This is a genomic window from Cobetia sp. UCD-24C (assembly GCF_001306765.1).
In the GTDB taxonomy this organism is placed as follows: domain Bacteria; phylum Pseudomonadota; class Gammaproteobacteria; order Pseudomonadales; family Halomonadaceae; genus Cobetia; species Cobetia amphilecti.
The window spans coordinates 94,803-118,389 of the sequence record NZ_LJTD01000004.1 but is presented as its reverse complement, the minus strand read 5'-3'; the positions used below and the strand labels follow the sequence as shown (position 1 = coordinate 118,389).

Annotated in this window: 18 protein-coding genes; 8 read left to right on the top strand and 10 right to left on the bottom strand. The window is 58.2% G+C overall.

What is annotated here, in order from left to right; all coding sequences use genetic code 11:
* Positions 1-5: 5 nt before the first annotated feature.
* The 3 genes from AOG28_RS06980 to AOG28_RS06970 all read left to right on the top strand — a co-directional run bounded on the left by AOG28_RS06980 (position 6) and on the right by AOG28_RS06970 (position 4,333).
* Positions 6-1,277: an ABC transporter substrate-binding protein gene (locus tag AOG28_RS06980; protein WP_054555830.1), complete on the top strand. Its 1,272-nt coding sequence runs from the start codon at positions 6-8 to the stop codon at positions 1,275-1,277.
* Positions 1,278-1,413: 136 nt separating this feature from the next.
* Positions 1,414-3,132: an alpha-amylase family glycosyl hydrolase gene (locus tag AOG28_RS06975; RefSeq protein WP_054555829.1), complete on the top strand. Its 1,719-nt coding sequence runs from the start codon at positions 1,414-1,416 to the stop codon at positions 3,130-3,132.
* Between the two features lie 145 nt (positions 3,133-3,277).
* Complete coding sequence (locus AOG28_RS06970) at positions 3,278-4,333, top strand: LacI family DNA-binding transcriptional regulator (protein WP_200906744.1); 1,056 nt, start codon at positions 3,278-3,280, stop codon at positions 4,331-4,333.
* Between the two features lie 65 nt (positions 4,334-4,398).
* On the opposite strand, the gene AOG28_RS06965 is transcribed toward AOG28_RS06970, so the two are convergent.
* Entirely contained in the window at positions 4,399-5,292 is an 894-nt protein-coding gene (locus AOG28_RS06965) for a LysR substrate-binding domain-containing protein (RefSeq protein ID WP_200906743.1), read from the bottom strand.
* Positions 5,293-5,462: 170 nt separating this feature from the next.
* Between AOG28_RS06965 and AOG28_RS06960 the strand changes: the two genes are divergently transcribed.
* The 5 genes from AOG28_RS06960 (at position 5,463) to AOG28_RS06940 (ending at position 11,820) form a co-directional block, all read left to right on the top strand.
* Positions 5,463-6,203 carry a class II aldolase/adducin family protein gene (locus AOG28_RS06960; protein WP_054555828.1) on the top strand — a complete coding sequence of 247 codons (741 nt, stop codon included), beginning with the start codon at positions 5,463-5,465 and terminating at the stop codon, positions 6,201-6,203.
* A 159-nt stretch (positions 6,204-6,362) separates the two neighbouring features.
* Positions 6,363-7,742 carry a YjiH family protein gene (locus AOG28_RS06955; protein ID WP_054555827.1) on the top strand — a complete coding sequence of 460 codons (1,380 nt, stop codon included), beginning with the start codon at positions 6,363-6,365 and terminating at the stop codon, positions 7,740-7,742.
* A 90-nt stretch (positions 7,743-7,832) separates the two neighbouring features.
* Positions 7,833-9,578 carry an amidohydrolase gene (locus AOG28_RS06950; protein ID WP_200906742.1) on the top strand — a complete coding sequence of 582 codons (1,746 nt, stop codon included), beginning with the start codon at positions 7,833-7,835 and terminating at the stop codon, positions 9,576-9,578.
* 63 nt (positions 9,579-9,641) lie between these two features.
* Entirely contained in the window at positions 9,642-10,655 is a 1,014-nt protein-coding gene (locus AOG28_RS06945; RefSeq protein WP_054555826.1) for a CobW family GTP-binding protein, read from the top strand.
* Positions 10,656-10,827: 172 nt separating this feature from the next.
* Positions 10,828-11,820, top strand: a complete 993-nt coding sequence (locus AOG28_RS06940; RefSeq protein ID WP_054555825.1) for a nucleoid-associated protein — start codon at positions 10,828-10,830, stop codon at positions 11,818-11,820.
* A 192-nt stretch (positions 11,821-12,012) separates the two neighbouring features.
* On the opposite strand, the gene AOG28_RS06935 is transcribed toward AOG28_RS06940, so the two are convergent.
* From AOG28_RS06935 to AOG28_RS06895, 9 genes are all read right to left on the bottom strand, one after another.
* Positions 12,013-13,530, bottom strand: a complete 1,518-nt coding sequence (locus tag AOG28_RS06935) for an ABC transporter permease (protein WP_054555824.1) — start codon at positions 13,528-13,530, stop codon at positions 12,013-12,015.
* Positions 13,520-14,641, bottom strand: a complete 1,122-nt coding sequence (locus tag AOG28_RS06930) for a quaternary amine ABC transporter ATP-binding protein (RefSeq protein ID WP_235506975.1) — start codon at positions 14,639-14,641, stop codon at positions 13,520-13,522. Before AOG28_RS06930 ends, AOG28_RS06935 begins: the two co-directional genes overlap by 11 nt.
* Positions 14,642-14,709: 68 nt before the next feature.
* The gene (locus AOG28_RS06925) at positions 14,710-15,654 is read right to left on the bottom strand and encodes an ABC transporter substrate-binding protein (protein WP_054556097.1); all 945 of its coding nucleotides are present in this window, start codon (positions 15,652-15,654) and stop codon (positions 14,710-14,712) included.
* Positions 15,655-15,703: 49 nt separating this feature from the next.
* Complete coding sequence (locus AOG28_RS06920) at positions 15,704-17,362, bottom strand: electron transfer flavoprotein-ubiquinone oxidoreductase (protein WP_054555823.1); 1,659 nt, start codon at positions 17,360-17,362, stop codon at positions 15,704-15,706.
* Positions 17,359-18,291 (bottom strand): bifunctional methylenetetrahydrofolate dehydrogenase/methenyltetrahydrofolate cyclohydrolase FolD, encoded by a 933-nt coding sequence (gene folD / locus AOG28_RS06915; protein ID WP_054555822.1) that lies wholly within the window; start codon positions 18,289-18,291, stop codon positions 17,359-17,361. Before folD ends, AOG28_RS06920 begins: the two co-directional genes overlap by 4 nt.
* Positions 18,292-18,308: 17 nt before the next feature.
* The gene (gene purU, locus AOG28_RS06910; RefSeq protein WP_054555821.1) at positions 18,309-19,169 is read right to left on the bottom strand and encodes a formyltetrahydrofolate deformylase; all 861 of its coding nucleotides are present in this window, start codon (positions 19,167-19,169) and stop codon (positions 18,309-18,311) included.
* 32 nt (positions 19,170-19,201) lie between these two features.
* Complete coding sequence (locus tag AOG28_RS06905) at positions 19,202-20,131, bottom strand: electron transfer flavoprotein subunit alpha/FixB family protein (protein WP_054555820.1); 930 nt, start codon at positions 20,129-20,131, stop codon at positions 19,202-19,204.
* Between the two features lie 10 nt (positions 20,132-20,141).
* Complete coding sequence (locus AOG28_RS06900) at positions 20,142-20,894, bottom strand: electron transfer flavoprotein subunit beta/FixA family protein (RefSeq protein ID WP_054555819.1); 753 nt, start codon at positions 20,892-20,894, stop codon at positions 20,142-20,144.
* A 231-nt stretch (positions 20,895-21,125) separates the two neighbouring features.
* Positions 21,126-23,549: a GcvT family protein gene (locus tag AOG28_RS06895; protein WP_054555818.1), complete on the bottom strand. Its 2,424-nt coding sequence runs from the start codon at positions 23,547-23,549 to the stop codon at positions 21,126-21,128.
* Positions 23,550-23,587 lie beyond the last annotated feature (38 nt).

Below are 23,587 nucleotides of genomic sequence, written 5' to 3'. Positions count from 1 at the left end.
AACGGATGCTCACGACCCTCAAGGGTAGCGCCGGTGCCCTGCTGTTGAGCGGGGCCTCATTGACGGCACCCCTCGCACTGGCCACCGAGGTCACGATTGCCTGTGGCCCCGGCGGAGATTCCGACATGTGCCCGGAACTCGCCCAGCAATGGGCCGAGCAGTCCGGCAATCGTGTCAATGTGATCTCCACTCCCAACGACACCACCGAGAAGCTCTCGCTGTATCAGCAGCTGCTGAGCAGCGGCTCCAGTGATATCGACGTGCTGATCGTCGACATGGCGTGGCCAGGGCTGCTCGACGATCACCTGGTCGATCTTTCCCGTTACCTGCCCGACGACGCCACCGAGGGCTTCTTCCCCACGCTGGTCGACAACGGCACCGTAGAGGGACGTCTGGTAGCCATGCCCTGGTACACCGACGCAGGCGTGCTCTATTACCGCAAGGACCTGCTGGAAAAATACGACCAGCAGGTGCCGGAGACCTGGCAGCAACTCACCGAGACGGCGCGCACGATCCAGGCGGCGGAACGCGACGCCGGTAATGCCGATTTCTGGGGATACAGCTTCCAGGGGCGCGCCTACGAGGGGCTGACCTGCAACGCACTGGAGTGGGTCGCAAGCCAGGGCGGCGGCACCCTGGTGGATGATGCCGGTGAGGTCACCATCGACAACTCGCGCGCCGCCGAGGCACTCGACCTTGCCGCCTCCTGGATCGGCAGCATCGCTCCGGAAGGCGCGCTGAATCATACCGAGGAGGAGTCACGCGGGCTGTTCCAGTCGGGCAATGCGCTGTTCCTGCGCAACTGGCCCTATGTCTGGAAGCTCAGCCAGGCCGAGGGCAGTCCGGTGGCAGGCAAGGTCGGCATGGCGCCCCTCCCGCATGGCCCGCAGGGCGAGTCACGCGCAACCCTGGGCGGTTGGAATCTTGCGGTATCACGCTACTCGGAGCACCCCCAGGCCGCAGCGGAGCTGGTCGCCTACATCACCGCCGCTCCGCAGCAGAAGGCCCATGCCATGAAGATGGGGCGCAACCCCACCATCGAGCACCTCTACCAAGATGATGAGGTGCTGGCGAGCAACCCCTCGATGGGGGAGCTCTATGAAGCGCTCAGAACCGGCGTCGCGCGCCCGGCCTCGGTGACGGGCGATGCCTACGCTCGCGTCTCCAATGCCTTCTTCAACCGCACCCATCAGGTGCTGTCGGGCGAGGAGACCGGTGCTCAGGCGGTGGAAGCGCTCGGGAGAGAACTCACCCGCATCGGACGCCGCGGCTGGTAACGCCAACGGCCTCACCCCGCCAGGCCTTGCGCCTGCAGACTGATGACGCCCGGAAGGTCTCGCGCAGAGACGCGGGGCCTTTCCGGCGCTCTAGCATGCCCGTGCCCCCTGCCGCCTCGACAACAAGGATTGTGCAATGACATCTACCCAACTCCATCGCCATGCCGCACACGACTGGTGGCGCGGCGCAACGCTCTATCAGATCTATCCGCGCAGCTTCATGGACGCCAATGGCGATGGTGTCGGCGATATTGCCGGCATCATCCAACGTCTGGACTACCTCGCGACCCTGGGGGTGGACGCCATCTGGGTCTCCCCCATCTTCACCTCGCCCATGCAGGACTTCGGCTATGACGTCTCGGACTACCGTGACATCGATCCCCTGTTCGGCACTCTGGAGGACTTCTCGCGGCTCGTCGCCCGCGCACATGAGCTCGGGCTGGGCGTCATCATTGATCAGGTGCTGTCACACAGCTCCGATCAGCATGCGTGGTTCCGGGAAAGTCGCCAATCCCGGGACAATGCCAAGGCTGACTGGTATGTCTGGGCGGACCCGCGCCCGGACGGCGGCGCGCCCAACAACTGGTTAGCCGCCTTTGGTGGCCCGGCCTGGACCTTCGATTCACGACGCTGCCAGTATTATCTGCACAACTTCCTCGCCAGCCAGCCGGACCTCAACTTCCATCATCCCGAGGTGCGTCAGGCACAGCTCGACAATCTGCGCTTCTGGCTGGAGCTGGGCGTCGACGGGTTCCGCTTCGACACCGCCAACTTCTACTTCCATGACCAGGCGCTGACGGACAATCCGCCGTCCTCGGACGACTACCGTAGCCGTGGGCATCCCCGCAGCTATCAACTGCTGAAACACAATGCGGATCAGCCAGAGAATCTCGACTATCTGGAAGAGATTCGTGCCCTGCTGGAGGAATACCCCGGCGCCACCAGCGTCGGCGAGGTCGGGGGCAGCGACCCGCTTCCCGCCATGGCAGCCTACACCGCGGGCCAGCACCGCCTGCATATGGCCTACACCTTCGACCTGCTCAACAGCACGGGCGATGCCGTGGACTTGCACGCCGTTCTGGCACGCTTTGCCGAGCATGGCGAAGACGCCTGGCCGTGCTGGGCATTGTCCAATCATGATGTTCCGCGCAGTGCCAGCCGCTGGGGGAGCGCACGCGCCTTGCTGGCTCTGACGGTACTCTGCTCATTGCGGGGCAGCCTCTGCCTCTATCAGGGCGAAGAGCTTGGATTCGAGGAAGCGGAGCTGAGCTACGCCGAGCTGCAGGACCCCTTCGGAATCGCGCTATGGCCCGAGGTCAAGGGACGCGATGGCTGTCGCACGCCCATGGTGTGGGCGCCTCAACGCAATGGTGGTTTCTGCGCTGACTCCCTGTCGCCCTGGCTTCCCGTCCATGCCCCTCATCAGTCACAGGCGGTCTCGCTGCAACAAGAGGCGCCCGAGAGCCTGCTGAATCGCGTTCGCAAGCTGCTGGAACTGCGTCGCGAGAATGCGACGCTGAAGACGGGGCAACAGACGCTCATCTCCCCGTCCGTGCTGCCGAAGGGTGTCTTTGGTGTGATACGTCACACTCCTCACCAGCAGATGGTGTGCCTGGCCAATCTGGAACACGAGGCAGGTCACGCCCCGGAACACGACAACGCCCCCGTCATGCTCGACCTGCCTGCCCTGATGGGCTCGCGAATGCCTCATGGCCAGCATCATGACCCGATAGAGGTCGTCTCGTTGCCCGGCATGGCCACGCCCTCGCTTGAAGCAGGCCAATTGAGTCTGGCGCCAGGGATGGCAGCCTGGCTGGTCGTGCCAGCCGATACATCGCAAGAGCAGGACCGCTAGCAGGCGTTGCCCAGCTGGACGCCTTGTGCGCAGTTGACCGCTCGGTCGGCCAACTCCGACACTTTCTGGGCATTTCTGGTACGTGGCGATATGCTATCTCTGCACTTAATCGTTCAAGCTTTTCACCTTCAGGAACCCGACGCCTGTGTCATCGCCTCGCCGCATCACTCTCAAGGAGCTAGCCGCTCAACTCGGCGTCTCCACCGCCAGCGTCTCCAACGCCTTCAACCGCCCCGACCAGCTCTCGCCAGCATTGCGCGAGCGGGTGCTCGAGGAGGCCAAACGCCTTGGCTACCGTGGCCCGGATGCCAAGGCGCGCAGTCTGCGCACGGGGCGCTCACGAATCATCGCCGTGGTACTCGCGGAGACGCTGACCTACAGCCTCAAGGACGCCGTCGCCAGCGAACTGCTGTCGGGCATCGCGGAAGTGCTGGATGCTCACGGCCATACCCTACTGCTGCTTTCAGGCCGCCAGAATGCCTCCCAGGCACCCGGATCTTCCAGCATTGCCGATGGCTTCATCGTCTACGGGCTCATGGCCAGCATGGCGCTGGTGGAAGAACTCCAGAGCGCGGGTCACAAGCCTATCGTGGCAGTCGACTTCGATCTGGGCGATCACCCCGCCATCCATGTGGATGATGAGCCCGCCTGCTACACCATCGCGCAACATGCCTTGCAGACACCCGCCAGTCGTATCGGTATCGTCAACCTGCGCCTGACCGACACGCCCTGCAATGGCCCCATCACCGATGCCCATACGCTGCTTCCGGCCGGCCGTACCATTACTCGCTCGCGTCTGGCGGGGTTTCATCGCGCCCTGGCAGAGCGAGAGGTGTCTTTGCAAGACGTCGCGATGTGGAACATCGAGGAAAACACCTATGAGGTCTGCGCGCCGGTGCTGGCAGAGATACTCGACCTGCCGGCCAGCGAGCGGCCAGACCTCCTGCTGTGCATGTCAGACCGCATTGCTCTGACCGCCGTGACCTTGGCCGAACAACGTGGCATCCGAATTCCCGAGGATCTGCGTATCACCGGCTTCGATGGCATCGAGGAAGGACAATATCGGTCACCGCGCCTGACCACCGTCCACCAGGACAGTACCGAGAAAGGCCGCCTTGCCGCGCGAATGATTCTGGGGCTGGAGCCCGCGTCATCACACCGGCTCTCGACACAGCTGATCCAGGGCGAGACCTGCCCGTGAGGAAGGAACCATTGGCAGTCCTATGATGTACCCCGCACCAGGCAGCCCTCTGATAGTCGCCTATATCAAGACTCCCAGGACAACAACCAATCCGCAAAGCGACTGACTTTGGGGTCATGCTGCCCTGAGGGCACAACTACGTAATAACCACCGCACCTCAAGGGCGAGGTGCTTGCGACCACCAGCCGCCCCTCAGCAAGTTCTGGTGTCACAAAATAGCGCGGCAATATGGCTATCCCGAGCCCGTGTAAAGCCGCTTCAAGAACAAACTGGAAGTGCTCCAACCGCTGCCCTGGTAATGCATTGCACTCTCTGATCGATAGCCCCGCTGCTTCCAACCACAACTGAGTGGAAGACTTCATCAAAGGTGAATGCGCCACATGATGGAGAATCGGGTAACGCAGAATATCCTGCCGCTCAATGACAGGACCCTTTTCAGTCAGCAAGTCCGGTGTACACACAGCAAGTAGCTCACTGGACATGAGAAAACGTGCATCAAATCCTGGCCATTCACCCTCTCCAAAAAGGATGCCGACATCATAGCCTTCATGACTGTCATACAGCCGGCGCAGATCGTTCATGATCTCGAGCTCAATCTCGGGATTGAGTACTGCATAGGACTTGAGTTTTGGCAATAACCAGCGAGAGGTAAACGAAGGTTCGGCTCCGATACGCAGATGACCGACGTGACTGGTGCGTACATGATGAGTCGCTGTTTCAAGACTCTCCAACAACGGCGAGATCTCATGCACATAGGCTTGCCCCAACTCATTGAGCGTCAGCCGCTGTCGAGAACGCGTTACCAGCGGGCAGCCCAGAAACTCCTCCAGATTCTTGATCTGGCGACTCACGGCACTCTGGGTAAGATTCAACTCTTCAGCAGCTCTTGTGACGCTGGAAAAGCGTGCGAAAGCGACGATGCACCGAAGAGATATCATGCTGGGGAGCTGTCGTTGCATGGTAGGTCATGACTTTTTGGAATGAACTTCTGAAGAATAAATCGATATTCGCTCTCTCACAAGCAACCTAGGATGCATGCAAGGCCAGCCTGCCACAGGACGAGCACTCCCTTATCCCGTGCCCTGAGCCGCACCGCTTTCTTATGCCTTCCCGTCCGAGAGTGCGCCACATGCTAAAACCCGCGATTGAAGAGACCTTGAGAGCCGATCTGGCCGCCGCCTATCGCCTGCTTGAGCGAAACGGCTGGAGCGATCAAGTTTTCACTCATATATCCGTACGCCTGCCAGGTGAGACACCGGCTTTCCTGATCAATGCCTATGGCTTGCTGCCAGAAGAGATTACCGCCTCCAATCTGGTCACTATCGGTATTGATGGGCAGAAACTGAATATTGATGATCCTGAGGTAAATCCTGCAGGCTTCACGATTCACAGTGCCATCCACATGCATCGTCATGATGCCGTATGCGTCATGCATACCCATACCTTGGCTGGTATGGCAGTCGCGGCATTAGAAGAGGGTCTTCTTCCTCTGAATCAAACCAACATGGCCTTCTACAATCGCGTGGCCTATTACGACTACGAAGGCATTCCACTCGATCTTGAAGTCCGTAATCGCATCGTGGCAGCACTCGGTAATCGACAATGCGCCATTCTGCGCAATCACGGACTGCTGACCACCGGCCGCAGTGTCGCTGAGGCTTACTTCAACATGTTCTACCTCAACAAGGCCTGCGAGATTCAGCTTGAGGCGATGAAGATGGGTCGCCCTCTCATCATGCCTTCACCACAAGAGTGTGAATTCACTGCTCAGCAGTTCGAGAACCCTCGCTACCACGCAGAAAGCGTGGCATTGACCTGGGCTGCGGAACTACGGCGTCTGGACAGAGAAGCGCCCGACTTCCGTCTCTAGAACGTCACGCCGTTTCCGGATGAGCACGGCAGACATATTCGCGCTGGACACATCCGCCCTGGCACGAGCTGCCTGCACGATGACATCGTAAAAGCACAGATTGATGATTCACGACAATCATCAAATCGTCATTACAACTATAAAAAAGGTACGCGTCCCATGGCCGACCGCCCGACTCCCGTCGCCTCAGAAGTTCCCCCATCTCGCTACAGCACGAAACAGCTGCTCAAATGCCTGATCCCCACTCTTCTCGGCGTTTTGCTTTTCTTTACGCCCATCAGTGTTGATGATCGGACGACGATCATGATTGCGTTCGTCATCGACTACATCAATGATGTACTCAAACCCCTCATGGTGACGGCAACAGCCGCGGTCGCCATCATTCCTAGTCTGATCACTCTGGCCGTCACCTTCAGTCCATTACGCCACCGCAAGGGACGCTTGATCACGCTATTCAACCCCGGCATGGGCTGGACCATCGTACGCGTCATCGGCGCCTTGTTGATGACGATGGTCTATTTCGAGGTAGGGCCTGAGTGGGTATGGAGCCGCAATACCGGCGGCGTAATGCTCTATGATGTTGGCCCAGTCGTGCTGGCCATCTACTTCCTGTCAGCACTGCTATTACCTCTGCTGACTGACTACGGACTGATGGAGTTCGCCGGCACCTTGTGCAGCCGCATGTTCGAGCGTCTCTTCGGCCTGCCGGGGAGAGCAGCAGTGGACTGCCTCGCCTCTTGGCTGTCAGCCTCCAGCGTGGGCATCATCCTTACGACTCAGCAGTACCGTCAGGGGTTTTACAACAGTCGTGAGGCGTGCACGATCGCGACCAACTTCTCGATCGTCTCGATTGCGTATTCTTACTTGCTGCTCAAGCTGATCGGCCTCGAGGAGATGTTCATTCAATGGTACATCGCCGTTGCCATCACCGGCGTCCTGTGCGCCATCATTGTGCCCAAGCTGCCACCGCTTCGTAACAAATTGCCGGTCTACCATCCCGCAGTCGGCAAGCAGCTCAAGACAGACCGTCGTCCTGGAGAAGGTGTACTGGCCCTTGGTCTACGCCGCGCCGTCGAACGTGCCGAGCAAGCCAACTCTCCCACAGAACAGCTCAAGCAAGGGCTTCAGATCAGCGCAGATGTGGCCTTCTCCATCTATCCGGCCATGATGTTGGTGGGGTGTGTCGGATTGGCACTGATCGAGTTCACCCAATTATTCCAGGTGCTATCACTGCCATTGGTGCCCTATCTGGAGTTGTTGCGTCTTCCTGAGGCTGCTCAGGCAGCGCCCGCGCTACTCGCCGGCATCGTCGACAGCATCATGCCCTCCATTCTAGGTGCTGGAATCGAAAGCGAAGTGACACGCTTCGTGATGGCGGGTGTCGCCGTCACTCAAATCATCTTCTTTACCGAAGCTGCCATCATCCTGGTCAGAGCTGACATTGGGCTCACATTACGTGATCTGGTCATGATCTATGCCCTGCGAGTGCTGATCTCGCTACCTATCCTCGCCCTGCTGGGACATTGGATGATCGGCTGATGAACGGGCGTGTATCCCATCGTGATGCACGCCCGTGCCTCGCTCTACTCTCGTGCTGTGCCTTCTCCTTTAGATTATGAGTTCATGATAATGATTACCTCCAGCACTCTGTCGACACCTTCTTTTATAGCGGCCTCCTCACCGACCGAGACCGCCGATATCGTATTGATCAATGCCAACATCCATACCGTGGACGACAATACTCCCTGGGCGAAAGCCGTCGCGATTCGCAGTGGTCGCTTCATGGCCGTCGGCAATGAAGATGATGTGACACCCTTCATTGGAGACCACACCAAGGTCATCGACCTTGAAGGTCGTTTCGTGATGCCCGGTCTTTATGACATGCATACTCACCCCGACCTGGCGCTGGCACCCGGCTATGCCGACTATCTGAATATCGGCCTTGAGGATCCCACCCCGGAGGAGGTCAAGCAGGCAATACTCGACTACGCCGACAGTCATCCGGGCGATGGCTGGATCTACGGCCAATATTTCGTGCGCTATACCTTCAAGCAGGCTGGGTTGGTCGCTGATCGTGACTGGCTGGACAGCTTCATGCCTGATCGCCCCGTGGCCATTCTTGATCGCTCATGGGGCTGCATGATGGTCAACTCGCGCGCGCTGGCGCTGGCAAACATTACCGCTGAGACTCAGGACCCACGTCATGGCTATATCGAGCGAGACTCCATTACCCATGAACCTTCCGGCATTCTGGTCGATGGTGCCTACGCCATCATCCACGCCACCATGCCACCAACACCGCAGCATGCGCTGACACGTGCCTATCGAGAGGGGCTGCATTTCCAGAGTGGACATGGCGTGGTGGGCACCAAGTACGTGCACGTCTGCGAACACCGCCTGAATGCACTTCGCAGTCTCGATCAAGATGGCAAGCTATCCGTCCGAGTAGAAGCAGCCATCAGCTGGCAGGATGATATCTTCCCGGTCAAACGGCGCTGGGAGCTACTGGCAGGAGAGCGTCATTACTATCGGAGCAATCGCCTGAATGCCAATGCGGTGAAGTTTCACTTCGATGGCACTCATGAATCACGTTCGTCCTATCTATCAACTCCCTGGCCAGGCGAGAAGAACTGGAGAGGACACCTGAATCTCACGCCAGAGCATATCGTCGACATGGTGGTCGACATGGATCGCAAAGGGATTCGTGTCATCGCGCACTGCACCGGTGATGGAGCTTCCGATATCTTCCTGGATGCCGTCGCTCAGGCAAGAGCACGTAATGGCAATAATGGCGTGCGTCATCAATGCGCCCATAGCACAACGCTACTGGACACCAACCTTGCACGGTTCAAGGCACTGGATGTCACTGCCGAATTCTCGCCCGTGGGATGGTTCCCCTCCTCCTTCGCGAATGCTCGCGCTGTCTTCGGCGAAGAACGCATGCAGCGTGCTTACAACTTCAAGGGTGTCATTGAGGCCGGCGGCAATGCCGTGATGGGGACAGACTGGCCAGTCTCTAGCCTGAACCCGTGGATCGGGTTCGAAGCCATGATTACCCGTCAAAACCCCTTCGGTGAAGAAGAAGGTCAGTTCTTTGGTCACCCCATCTCTCTAGAGCAAGCCATCCGTGTCATGACGATCAACGGCGCATGGTGCATGGGAATCGAACAACACGCGGGATCAATATCAGTCGGCAAGTCGGCCGATCTCATCGTGCTGGACCGTGACCTCTTTGATATCGCCATCAAGGGAAATCTGCATACCACACAAGTGGAGCTGACTCTGCTGGAAGGAGAAGTGACCTGGGATCGTCTGGGAGCCTTCACGGATACCGATATGGCTGCTACCTGGCAGGAACCACTGCCCGCTTTCTGACACCCGACTTCCTGACCACGAGCCAAGCGAAACGGCTTGGCTCAATAATGAGAAGAAACTCCCATGACACAACAACACAGCATTCCCGTCACGCTGGTCGCAGGCTTTCTCGGTGCGGGCAAGACGACGCTGCTCAATCATCTGCTCAACAGTGACCATGGTCGCCGCATGGCCGTGATGGTGAATGACTTCGGGGCTATCAACATTGATTCACAGTTGATCGTCAGCCAGACCCAGACCACCGTCAGTCTGGCGAATGGATGTATCTGCTGCACGGTGGAGGGCGACCTGATCGCGCAACTTTCCACGCTGTTGGCAGACCCACAGACACGTCCCGAGCATCTGGTCATCGAAGCCAGCGGTGTCTCGAATCCTGTCAAGATCGCCAACACCTTGCGCTATCCTCAGTTTCGTCAGTCGCTCCATATCGATGGCATTCTGACGGTAGTCGATGCTGCTCAATTTGATGATCTGGATAGTGATATGACACGGCTTGCCACCGAGCAGCTAGATGCTGCTGATATCATCATACTCAACAAAACTGACCTACTAACACCGGATCAACACACTTCACTCAAGGCACGTTGGCTGTATCCGAACGCGCGCGTGATAGAAAGTGAATATGGTGTAGTCCCACTGGAGCTGTTACTCGGTGTGGAAAGAAAGGTGGCTGCTGAACCTGTCAGCCCTGATAGCGGTAACGCCCCAGCATCCACGATGACATTTGAGACGTTCAGGGCAGCCCCCCTCCATCACGACAATCTATTCGATACATGGAGCTGGCAAAGCGATACCCCACTGAACCTGAAGGCTCTCCGCAAGGTGATGGCTAACCTCCCCGCCACTATTTACCGTGCCAAGGGCATTTGTCATGTCGCGGAAGCTCACGACCAGAGATGCATTCTTCATCTTGTAGGAACGCGTTGCGAGATCACACCTACAGGAGCATGGAAGGGACAAACGCCAGGCACTCAACTGATTGTGATTGGAAAGCGCGGCACTATAGATGCCAATAATTTGAGAATGCTTCTTGAGGCATGTCATGACGAAGTAGAGACGAAAGCAGCCATCCACTGATGCATTCAACAATATAAAGTCAGAGGCTCCTCTGACAGGTGAGCTCCTGATGGGCACCTTGCAGAAAAGGTGTATAGACAAGACGCTCTTCCCGGCTGCCTACAGCCCTACCACTGCCGAATCGTGGCAGGTATCATCCCCAGCCCGTTCATCGCAGCCGAGGGAGGTTTCCATGCCGATCCTGCACAGCATCATTCACCGTATCGACAAGGGCAATAGCGAGACGCCGGCCCAGCTAGTGCCTGCCGCCACCACCCTGCCGGCATCCGATGCACTGGATGACCTAGTGTCCGGGCTCAATGATGCCTACCACGGCAAGGCCAAGAACTGGGGACGTTTCAATGAAGACGCGCCTGCCGCCTTCCCTACCGAGCTGGCTGCCTTCCTCGCCGGTGATAGCGATTTCGCGAGCCTGACCCAGACACTTGCCGGTCGTCTCATGCCGTTGATCGATGACAACCTCCCGACCGGCGGGCATCTGCTGGTGGTGGATCACCAACAGGGTGAGACACGCCATCTGTTCATGGCGTTGCTGCACCATCGTGATGGTTTCGCGATCGACGAGTCTCTCGCGGTGATACCTGCCCGACAACTCAACATGACTCAGATGTCACTGGCCGCACGACTGGACATCAGTCAGTGGCAAGGCAGCTCGACGTCTCACCCCTATCTGTCCTGGGCGCGCGATCGCGGACGCACCAAACTCGCCGAGGCCTTCGCCGAAACGCTGGGCGCACAGGAGCAGCGGGATGCCGGTCAGGAAACCCGCACCCTGCTCAAGGCGTTCAGCGACTATGTCGAGAAGGAAGACATGGCCGAGGAAGCCAGCCGGCAGAAGACCGACACCCTGGTCGATTACGCTACCGACCAGGCCAAGCTCGGCGAACCGATCACGCTGGACCAGCTGTCAGAGCTGATCGATGAAGAGCACCCGCAGGCCTTCTACGATCACATTCGCAACAGTGACTATGGGCTGTCACCGGAAATCCCGCCGGACAAGAAGACGCTCAACCAGTTCAAGCGTTTCACCGGGCGCGCCGCGGGCGTCTCGATCAGCTTTGACTCGCACCTGCTGGGCGACTCGGTGGAATACGATGAAGCGAGTGACCGTCTGATCATCAAGCAGGTTCCGACAGGCCTGCGCGATCAGCTCAAGCAGCGCTGAGCCATGCCAACTGGCAGCTGACGCGAACAGATGTGCGCTGACTCGCCAGCAGTGCATCACAACGACAAGGGCCCGCTGCTGATGCAGCGGGCCCTTGTCGTCTATCTCTGTCTTTCTGCGCTCTTCGTCCTTCTGCGCTCTTCGTCCTTCTGCGCTCTTTGTCCTTCTCGCTTTCCAAGTGGCAATGACGGGTCACGCCACGCTCTTGAAGCGCCCCTGCACGATACGGTCAATCACCATGGCGCACAGCAGTATGGCGATACCGGCCAACAATCCTTGCCCCTTGGCGGCGTACTGCAGCGCCATCAGCACATCAGACCCCAAGCCCTCGGCACCGATCAGGGAGGCGATGACCACCATCGACAGGCACATCAGAATCGTCTGATTGACCCCGGTCATGATATTGGGCATCGCCAAGGGAATCTCGACATCGAGCAGCAGCTTGCGTCGCGTGCAGCCGAAGGCCAATGCTGCCTCCACGATGGTGGGTGGCACCTGGCGAATGCCCAATGCCGTCAGTCTGACGACCGGCGGCAGCCCGAAGATGATGGTCGCCATGATCCCCGGTGGCTTGCCGGTCCCGAAGAACGCGATGATGGGGATCAGATAGACGAAGGCAGGCATGGTCTGCATGAAGTCCAGCACGGGCTCCGTGACGGCATGCGCGTACCGGTTCTTGGCACACCAGATGCCAAGCGGGACACCGATGAGCACGCAGATCGTGGCGGCGGCCCCGAGCAGCGCTATCGTCGACATGCTCTTTTCCCAGAAGCCCAGGAATGCCAGGTAGCCCAAGGCCGCTGCGGTGAAGATGGCGACTCTGGGTCCCGCCAGACGCCAGGCCATGACCAGCGTCAGGATCATGATCACCGGCCAGGGCGTATCGACCAGAATGACTTCAAGCGTGTCGAGCAGCAGGCTGATGCCGTTGGCGATGCCGTCAAAGACACTCCCGCCGTGAAGGGCGATGTAATCAAAGGCACCGTCGGTCCAGCTGGCCGTAGAGGAGTAGATAGCCTGATTGCTGGGGAATGCCAGCAACCAGCTGACCGGCTTCTCAACCGTGTAGCGATAGAGCGTGACCGGGTATATCAGCACCAGGGCAAGCACCCCATAGAAGAGACTCAGCCAGCTGAAACCACTACGTTCCCGCTTGTTGACCCGCCAGCGGCAGTACTTCTTCTCATAGACAGGAATCGCGACCAGACCCTGTACGACCATGATCACCACCAGGGCGACCCCACCCCACAGCATCAACTCATTGCCACCGGAGGCTGAGGCATTGGCCGCCGTCATCATCCTTTCCGCGGCTTGCTGCAGGTTATCCGAGGCACGTTGCAGGGAGTCCGCGTTGGCCGCCCCCGCCTCAAGGGCCAGCCTGGCCTTCTCGGCCATTTCCTCTGACTTGGCCATCAAGCCAGTGGCGCGGGAGATCTGTTCTGCCCCAAGCTCCCCCCAGAGGCCCTTGCCGATCTGCACCATCGCCAACAGGCAGGCGATCGCACTCAACCAGAACATGCCCCAGAGATGTCGTGATGCAGCCCACAGTGGGCCAAAGACGGCAGCGGTGACATTGAAGGTCCACGCCATGCCGGTATGTGACTGCACCTTGTGGAATTGTGTCTCGTAGTACTTGCCGTTTCTGTCGGCAAAATTCTGAACCGAATGATCGGTTCCTGATACCGTCGATGGCTTCACGTTATCTTTCATCCTGTTGCCCTCCCCGGATACCCAACAGCAGCCTGTCCTTGGTAATCATGCCGACCTCCTCGCCATCGCTCTGAGTGACGAGTACGGGCAAGTCGCTGGAGGTGGATACCTCGATCAATGCTTCCAGAGACGTCTCTTGTGTGACACGTGGCGCTTGGCGCATCGCATCTGCATCACTGAGCATCTCGACATCAATCTCCTGCATGATCGCGCTGGCCGAGATGAGTTTGAGGTTCGAGATATCCTTGACGAATTCACGTACGTAATCGTCTTCAGGATGCATGACGATCTGCTCAGGCGTTCCCACCTGCACCAGCTGACCATCCTTCATGATGGCGATCCGATCGCCGATACGGATCGCCTCATCCAGGTCGTGAGTGATGAAGATGGTGGTCTTCTTGAGCGTCTTGGTCAGTGATACGAATTGGTCCTGAAGCTCACGGCGAATCAAGGGATCCAGTGCACTGAATGGCTCATCCATCAACAACACTTCCGGGTCACTGGCCAACGCCCTCGCCAAGCCAACACGCTGCTGCATCCCTCCAGAAAGTTGAGACGGATAATAATCCTCATAGCCATCGAGATTGACGAGGGACAGGGCATGTTGGGAGATATCCCAACGCTTGGACTTGGGAATTCCCTGGACCTCGAGCGGAAAGGCGACGTTATCCAGCACACTGCGATGGGGAAGCAATGCCATGTGCTGAAAGACCATGCCAATATTCTTGGCGCGTATATCACGTAATTCATCGCGCGACAGTGTCGCCATGTCTTTGCCAAGCACCTCGATGGTGCCTGAGGTAGGTTCAATGAGCCGATTGAAGTGGCGAATCAAAGTCGACTTGCCACTGCCCGATAACCCCATGATGCAAAATATCTCACCGCGCTCGACGCTGAAGGAGACATCAGAGATCCCGACGACACAGTCGTATCTGTCTCTGACACTGGCTTTGTCCAGATCCTCTTCTTCAATGGCCTTCAAGACATCCGAAGGGTTTTGACCAAAGATTTTCCAGACACCCTCCAGGCGAATGACCGTTTCCTGCATGATGCGTACCCCTTGTCCTGTCGGCAGCGCCGTGACTCTAGCCAAGCCAGTGGGCGAATCCATGACTGATGCCCTCCCCTCATGGAAAGGCAGGAGTCGTCTCACTTGTCAGTCGATTGTCATGCATGGCGTCACTGCGCAAGCCATGACTCCACAAGATCCGCATGGTCAGCCACCCATTCATGGGCGTAGGCCTCAGGGTCTTTCTTGTCGACGGTCAGGGCGTAACTCATGTCATTGATCTGTTCGAGATCCAGATTTACATGACTCAGAAGGTTCGCGGCAGCAGGTTGCTCGGACTCGAGTTTCTTGGCGTAATGGATATAAAGCGCGGCCTCCGGCCAGGCGCTGTCGGCATTGGACTTCTCCAGCCAATCAGGGTCATCAGTCGGCTGGATGATATGCCAGGTATCCGGGTTATGCGGAGGTTCCTCAAGATGGACCAGGTCATACATCTGGAACATCTGGTGCGGGCTATAACAGAAGAAGACGATCGGCTTGTCAGCCTTGTCTGAGGCAGATAGCTCGGCGACAAACAAGGTTTCGTCCAGCTCGTAGAGCTTCATGGTTTGATCATAGCCATAGCTCTTGGCCTTGATTCTTTCGACCATGCTGGAGGCTGCAGCAGGCGGCCCCGCCCAGAGCTCGCCGTAACCATCCCCGTCACGATCAAATAGCTTCGCCGTCTCGGGATTGGTCAGATCATAGATGGACGAGATGCCGTATTGCTCTGATACCTCTCGGGTCACACAGATACCCTGTGTTGCCTCCACTCCATTCATGTCCTGAAGCACGGTGCCGCGCTCCTTGACGTACTTGTCATGCAGACTCTGCTGATTGGGGAGCCACACCTCGGGATGAACGTCGATAGTGCCCTTGTCCATCGCCTCGAAGATGACGGCGTTGGTGCCATTCTGCAGCCCGACATCCAGACCGAGATAATCCTCCATCACGACTTTCAGAATGTGGCTGGTCGCCGCAGCGGTTGGCCAGTTGGGGACGCCCACGGTGACATCTGCAGCGTTTGCCAGGCCACTGGACAGGGAGAGTATCAATGTCGACGTGATATGTTTCATCGGTATCATCACTGCTTCCTTGTATTGTTGTTGTCTTGGTATGAGTGACTTACATGTTGGGATAGTTGGGCCCGCCGCCACCTTCCGGCACGACCCAGCGAATGTTCTGCGCCGGGTCCTTGATGTCACATGTCTTGCAGTGAAGGCAGTTCTGCGCGTTGATCTGGAAGCGCTTGCCTGCCGTTTCCTGCACGACTTCGTATACACCAGCAGGGCAATAACGCTGCGCCGGTTCCTCATATCTGGGCAGGTTGACGCTAATCGGAATCGACGCATCCTGCAGTGTCAAATGACAGGGCTGGTCTTCTGCATGCTGGGTATTGGAGAGATACACCGAGGAGAGCTTGTCGAAACTGAGGACGCCATCGGGTTTGGGGTACTCGATAGCACGGCATTTTTCGGCGGGCTTCATCTGAGCGTGGTCTGGGGTATCATCGCGCAGACGAAATGGCAGTTTGCCTCGGAATAGATTCTGATCGAGGAAATTGAAGGCCCCGCCGAGCACTGGTCCCAGGTTGTGCAATGCCGGCCCAAAATTGCGACTGGCATACAACTCTTCGTGTACCCAGGACGCCTTGAAGCGCTCGCGATACTCATGCAGCTCATTGCCGCCGCTATCGCCTTGTTGCAGCGCTTCAAAGACAGTCTCTGCCGCCAACAATCCCGACTTCATCGCGGTATGTGTGCCCTTGATCTTGGCGAAGTTCAGTGTGCCCGCGTTACAACCAATCAGTAGCCCGCCCGGGAAGGTCATCTTTGGCAAGGCGTTGTAGCCCCCCTTGCAGATGGCACGCGCCCCGTAGGAAACGCGCTTGCCTCCCGTCAGGTATTGCGCCAGCGCCGGGTGATGTTTGAGTCGTTGGAACTCATCGAAGGGACTGACATGCGGATTGGAGTAATTCAGATCGACGATCAAGCCGACAACCACTTGCTGCTTGTCGCCGTGATAGAGGAAGAAGCCACCTGAGGTGCCATCGCTCAACGGCCAGCCAGTGCCATGCACAACCAACCCCGGCTGATGGAGCTCCGGTGCGATATCCCACAGCTCCTTGATACCCAGACCGTAATGCTGACTGTCGGCTTCGGCGTCCAGCGAGAAATTCTGATAGAGCGACTTGCCCAGGTGGCCCCGGCAGCCTTCGGCAAACAGCGTATAGCGGGCGTGTAACTCTATCCCCTGCATATAGCTGTCGTTGGGCTGGCCATCTCGACTGACCCCCATGTCCCCGGTGGCGATACCCTTCACGGCGCCATTGTCGTGATACAGCACCTCACTGGCGGCGAATCCGGGGAATATCTCGACCCCCAATGCCTCCGCCTGCTCTGCCAGCCAGCGACACAGGTTGCCGAGGCTGACGATGTAGTTGCCCTGGTTATGAAGTGTCTTAGGCACCAGCCAATCGGGAAACTGCAACGTGCGCTCCTGATTGGGCAGGTAAAGCACCTGGTCCTCAGCCACAGGCACACCAAGAGGGGCCCCGCGCGCCTCCCAATCCGGGAACAGCTCATCAAGAGCACGCGTTTCCAGAATGGCACCGGACAGGATATGGGCCCCGACCTCCGAGCCCTTCTCGACGACACACACTGTTAACTCTGTCTCGTTCGCTTGCGCCTGTTGCATCAGCCGACAGGCAGCCGATAGGCCCGATGGGCCTGCTCCGACGATGACGACATCGAATTCCATGGCTTCGCGATCATCTTGACTCATGAAGTCTTTCCTCCCCCGGTCACCGAGGTATGTGAACGCTGACGCGCCGCCGCCAGGGTATTGCGCATCAGGCATGCAACGGTCATCGGGCCGATCCCCCCGGGGACCGGCGTCAAGCCGCCGGCCTTGCTGGCCGCTGCGTCAAAATCAACATCCCCCACCAGGCGCTTCTCGCCTTTATCGTTCTCGATGCGATTGATACCCACGTCAAGGACAGTGGCCCCCGGTTTGATGTGCTCGGCGCCGATCATTTCCGGTAACCCCACCGCGACGACGAGAATATCTGCCCGCCGACACTCCGCCACCATATCCCGACTACGCGAGTGCAGTGTGGTGACCGTGCAGTTGGCATTGAGCAGCAACTGACCGATGGGCTTGCCCACAATATTGGAGCGACCGACCACCACTGCCTTCATGCCAGATAGATCGCCAAGGCGATCTTGCAACAGCAATAGACACCCCAGTGGCGTGCAGGGCACCATGCCCGGCTCGCCAGCACTCAGGCGGCCTACATTGATGGGATGGAACCCATCGACGTCCTTGGCAGGATCGATTGCCTCGATGACAGCGCTTTCATTGATGTGCTCAGGCAACGGCAGTTGTACGAGAATGCCATCCACACTGTCGTCTTCATTGAGCAGTGTGATCAGTGACAGTAGTTGCGCCTCGGTCGTCTCACTCCCCAGTAGATGCTGGAATGAGGCGATGCCGACCTCTTCGGCCTGACGCATCTTGGTACGAACGTACACCTGACTGGCGGGATCACTACCCACCAACACCACCGCAAGCCCCGGCTGATGCCCGGTGTCGGCCACGAAGGAGGCGACCTCTTCGGCCACTTCGCCTCGCAGCCGCTTGGCGAAGGCCTTGCCATCGATCACGATGCTGCACGTCTCTTCGATTGCCTGGGAGGCACTCAGCTGATTCATTGCTTAACTCCTCTGCATCAGAACACGACAGTTCTCAACCCATTCTGGAAGACACGATGCGAGACGTGATATTTGACAGCTCGCGCCAGCGCCTGCGCTTCCATGTCACGCCCGACCTGGGTGAGATGCTTCGGATCATGGGCATGGTCGACCCGCTCGACCATCTGCTCGATGATGGGACCTTCGTCCAGGTCTCCCGTCACATAATGTGCGGTAGCTCCGATCAGCTTCACACCACGATCGTAGGCCTGGTAATACGGCTTAGCCCCTTTGAAGCCGGGCAGGAAGGAGTGGTGAATATTGATGCAGCGCCCTTCCAGCTCCTTACTTAGCGTGTCGGAGAGAATCTGCATGTAACGTGCGAGGACGACCAATTCTGTATCAGTGCTACGGACGATTTCCAGCAGGCGCGATTCTTGTTGCGGCTTGGTCTCCTTGGTCACTGGCAGGTGAATGAATTCGATGCCTTCGCGCTCAGCCATCTCCCGCAGGTCTTCGTGATTGGACACGATGGCCGTGATGTCGATCATGAGTTCGCCGGTCGCACGGCGATACAGCAAGTCACGTAGACAGTGATCATATTTGGACACCATGATCAGCACCTTGGCGCGTTCCGAGGCATCATGGATTTCCCACTCCATGTCGAAACTCATGGCAGTGACTTCAAAGGCCGCCTTCATCTGGTCGACCGTGAAGGTGCGATCCCCTTCAAAGACAAACTCGATGGTCGAAAAGAAGCGACCGGTTTCCTGGTCATCGAATTGGTGCAGTTCCTTGATGAAGCAACCACGGTCGGACATAAAGTTGCCCAGTGCCGCTACGATGCCGACACGTCCTGGGCAGGAGACTTTGAGGATGTAGGAATTCTTGTTTTTCATGATTGTTGTTTTTACGCTCCTGGGTCGGGCTCTTAGAGAGCGGAATCGAATTGCGGCATGACCTCGAAGAGATCACCGACGATGCCGTAGTCAGCGACCTGGAAGATCGGGGCATCCGGATCCTTGTTGACGGCCACGATGACCTTGGCGTCCTTCATGCCTGCCAGGTGCTGAATGGCGCCGGAGATGCCTACAGCAATGTAAAGCTCAGGTGCGACCACCTTGCCGGTCTGGCCAACCTGGTAGTCGTTGGGAACGAAGCCGGCGTCCACTGCAGCACGCGAGGCCCCCACGGCAGCCCCCATCTTGTTCGCCACGCTGTCGAGCATTGCGAAGTTCTCACCGTTCCCCATGCCGCGCCCGCCTGAAATGACCACACGGGCGGTGGCGAGCTCCGGGCCCTCGGATTGTGGCGCGGAGCGCCCCATGACCCGGGCTTTCTCTTGCGGTGACGGCGCCGGCAATGCCACACACTCTGCGCTGCCCTCCATTTCACTGAAGGCCTCGAACTTGGTGCTGCGTACAGTAATGACCTTGGTCGCCTCCTGGCTGCGATAGGTCGCCAGCACGTTTCCGGCATAGATGGGACGCTCGAAGGTATTGGCGTCCACTACCGCACTGATGTCGGAGAGTTGCGCGACATCGAGCAGCGCCGCCACTCGCGGCATCAGGTTCTTGCCGAAGCTGTTGGCTGGGGCCAGCAGGTGCGTATAGCCCTCTGCACACCCCTTGACGATCGGTGCCATATCTTCTGCTGCCGGCAGCGCGAATTGTGCTGCGTCTACCGTCATTACCTGACGAACTCCACTGAACCGAGCGGCTGCCTGGGTGACTGCCTCACAGTCATGCCCCATGACCAGCAGGTCGATGTCACTACCTAGCTGATGTGCCGCCGTCAGTGTATTGAGAGTGGCCGAGGCAATTTCACGATTATCGTGATCCACGATGACAAGAATCGACATGACGCACTCCTTAAATGACGGTGGCTTCGTTCTTGAGTTTTTCCACGAGTTCGCCGGCCGAATTGACCAACACTCCCCCGGATTCGCGTGCCGGCATCTCGCTCATCGACACCAGCTCGAGTCGTGGCGTGAGGTCCACGCCCAGCTCACTGGCCTCCACGGTTTCCAGCGGCTTTTTCTTGGCTTTCATGATCGCCGGGAGTGAGGCATAACGCGGTTCATTCAGACGCAGGTCCACACTGACCACCGCCGGTAAGGACAACGCCAACGTTTCCAGGCCGTTGTCGACCTCGCGTACGACTTCCAGTGCACCGTCCGTCGTGGTCAACGTCGAAGCGAAGGTGCCTTGCGGCCAGTCCATCATGGCGCCCAACATCTGGGCGGTCTGGTTGCAGTCATCATCGATGGCCTGCTTGCCCAGCATGACCAGGTCCACCCCTTCCCGCTCGACCAGCGCCTTGAAGACCTTGGCCACTGACAGCGACTCGGTACTCCCGTCGAAAGGCACATGAATGGCTCTATCAGCTCCGACTGCCAGTGCCTGGCGAAGCGTTTCCTGGGATTTGTCCGGCCCGATGGAGACGACGATGACTTCCTCGGCGACGCCGGCTTCCTTCAGTGTGATGGCCTGTTCGACGGCCACCTCATCAAAGGGGTTGATGGCCATCTTGATGTTGTCGAGATCCACCCCGGAGCCATCGGCCTTGACCCTGACTTGTACGTTGTGATCGATGACACGTTTGACACCTACCAGAATCTTCATGCGATCCCTCCACGACTAGTGTCGATTTGTATTGTTGTAAGCAACGGTGTGCGCGAGACGATGATTGTTTGAGTGGCAGTGAGTGTTTGAGACACAGTGATTGAGAGACAGCACCTCTCGGCAGGGCCATGACGGCCCGCCAAACAACGACGACAGAGAGGTGCTCTCAACATTGCTCAACAACACGCATCACGGCACTGCAATGTGATGGCTCAAGACCTCACGCGAACGTCATGACTTGAGTAACGCATTGTCGGGATCGAGCAATGGCACCGCCACGACACGTGCCGCATGCTGCTCACCGATGATGTCGACATGCAGATCCGCACTCTCTTCAGCGTGCTCCGGGTTCACGAAGCCCATGGCGATGTTCTTGTTGACCCGATAGCCGTAGCCAGCCGATGTCACGGTGCCGACCACCTTGCCATCGGCGTAGATGGAATCACCGGGGTGCGCGGCCGCATGCTGGCAATCGACCACCAGGGTGACGAATTTGCGTCGCATCGGCTTGCCTTCCTTGGCCAGCAGCGCTTCCTTGCCCGGGAAGGTCGGCTTGTCCATCTTCACGAAGCGGCCCAGGTCACTCTCGAAGGGGTCAAATTCGGTGATCAGATCGGCTTTCCAGTGGCGATAGCTCTTCTCGAGACGCATGGATTCCGTGGCCAGTGAGCCGAAGGGCTTCAGATCAAAGGCTTGTCCTGCTTCATCCAGCAGCTTGTAGGCCAGATAGAGTTGCTCGTTGGGGACGTGCAGCTCCCAACCCAGTTCCCCGCTGAAGCTCACCCTCAGCGCCATGGCCTCGGCATGACCGATATAGACCTTCTTGGCCGTCAGCCACGGGAATGCCTGGTTGCTCCAGTCGGTGCGGGGCGAGAGAGAGGCCAACAGATCACGTGACTTCGGCCCGCTCACGACCAGGATGGTGTGTGAATTGGTCATGGGGACCAGCTCGACACCACAATCCGGCAGGTGCGCTTTCAACCATTCCATGTCGTGATATTCGGCGGCGGCGGCAGAGCCGTACCAGAAGCGATCATCGGCCAACTTGGCCAGCGTCGCCTCACCGGCGACATTGCCCTTGTCGGTCAGGAAGTAGCACAGCCCCACACGGCCGACCTTCTTCGGCACATTGCCGCACATCAGGCTATCCAGCCATTCTGCCGCCTTGGGCCCCTTGATCTCGTAGCGGTTGAAACCACTGACTTCCATCAGGCCGACATTTTCATGCACCGCCTTGACCTCTTCGGCGACGATCTTGTCCACCTCGGTAAAGCGGAAGCTGTGCTTGAACTCGAAGTCCGGCGTCGGCTTGTAGAACAGTGCACGTTCCCAGCCATTGACGGTGCCGAACTCGGCGCCCTTCTCTTTCAACACGGAATACAACGGCGTGGTCTTGGCCAGACGTCCCGCGTCACGATGCTCATGCGGCATGTGGAAGCGGAATTCATTCTGATAGTCCTCGATCGCCTTCAGCGCGGTAAACTCGGTATTGGCATGACCGGTGAAGCGCGCCGGGTCCAGACACCAGGTGTCCCACTCGGATTCACCATGCACAATGAGTTCGGCCAGAATCTTGCCGTGGCCGCCACCTTCGCCCAGCCCGGCACGCAGGCCGATGATGGAATAGGCATTGGTCAGCCCCGGGGTCTTGCCGACCAGCGGGTTGCCATCGGCAGAATAGGTGATGGGGCCATTGATGATGCTGTGAATCCCGGTGCGCTCCAGGCATGGCATGCGCTTGAAGACACGCTCCATGTTGTCCAAGCAGCGGTCCAGATCATCCGGGCACAGGGCATTGACGAAGTTGGGGTCGATACCGTCCATGCCCCATGTCTTGCAGCGTTGTTCGTAGATACCGACCAGCAGACCTTTCTTCTCCTGACGGCTGTAGAAGTCATCACGCGGGTCACGTAGCAGCGGGACACGTTCCTCGCGGGCTTCCAGCTCGGGTAGCGACTCGGTCAGGAAATACATATGCTCCATCGAGATGACGGGGTACTCGACACCCAGCATCTTGCCGACTTCGTTTACCCGGTACCCGCAGGCGTTGACGATGATCTCGCAGGTGATATCGCCATTCTTGGTCTGTACGACCCACTCGCCATTGGGTTTCTGATAGACATTCTCCACCGGGTTGTGGCGATAGATCTCCGCCCCGGCTTTACGCGCCCCACGTGCCAGCGCCTGGGTCAGCTGGGCCGGATCAATATCGCCATCGAGTGGATCCCAAAGGCCACCCAACAGCTCTTCATCGGCCTCCAGCAGCGGATGACGCTTGGCACACTCCTGAGCATCGATCAGTTCAAAGTCGACCCCCATGCCCTTGGCCAGGGAGATAAAGTGCTTATAGCCATCCATATGTTCCTGGGTCGACGCCAGGCGGATCCCCCCGGTGGCATGGTGGTAATTGATGGGATGATCCGGATCCTGAGACAACTCCTTGTAAAGTTTTATGCTGTGGCTCTTCAGCCCCACCATCGTCTGAACCGCGCCGAAGTTGGTCACCTGTGCAGCAGAATGCCAGGTTGTTCCTGAAGTCAGTTCGTTGCGCTCCACCAGCACCACATCGGTCCACCCTTCCTTGGTCAGGTGATACAGCGTGCTGCAACCGCCAATCCCACCGCCGATGACTACGACTTTTGCATGTGTCTTCATTGATATTCCTCAGCTTGTTCTTATTGATAAAACATCAA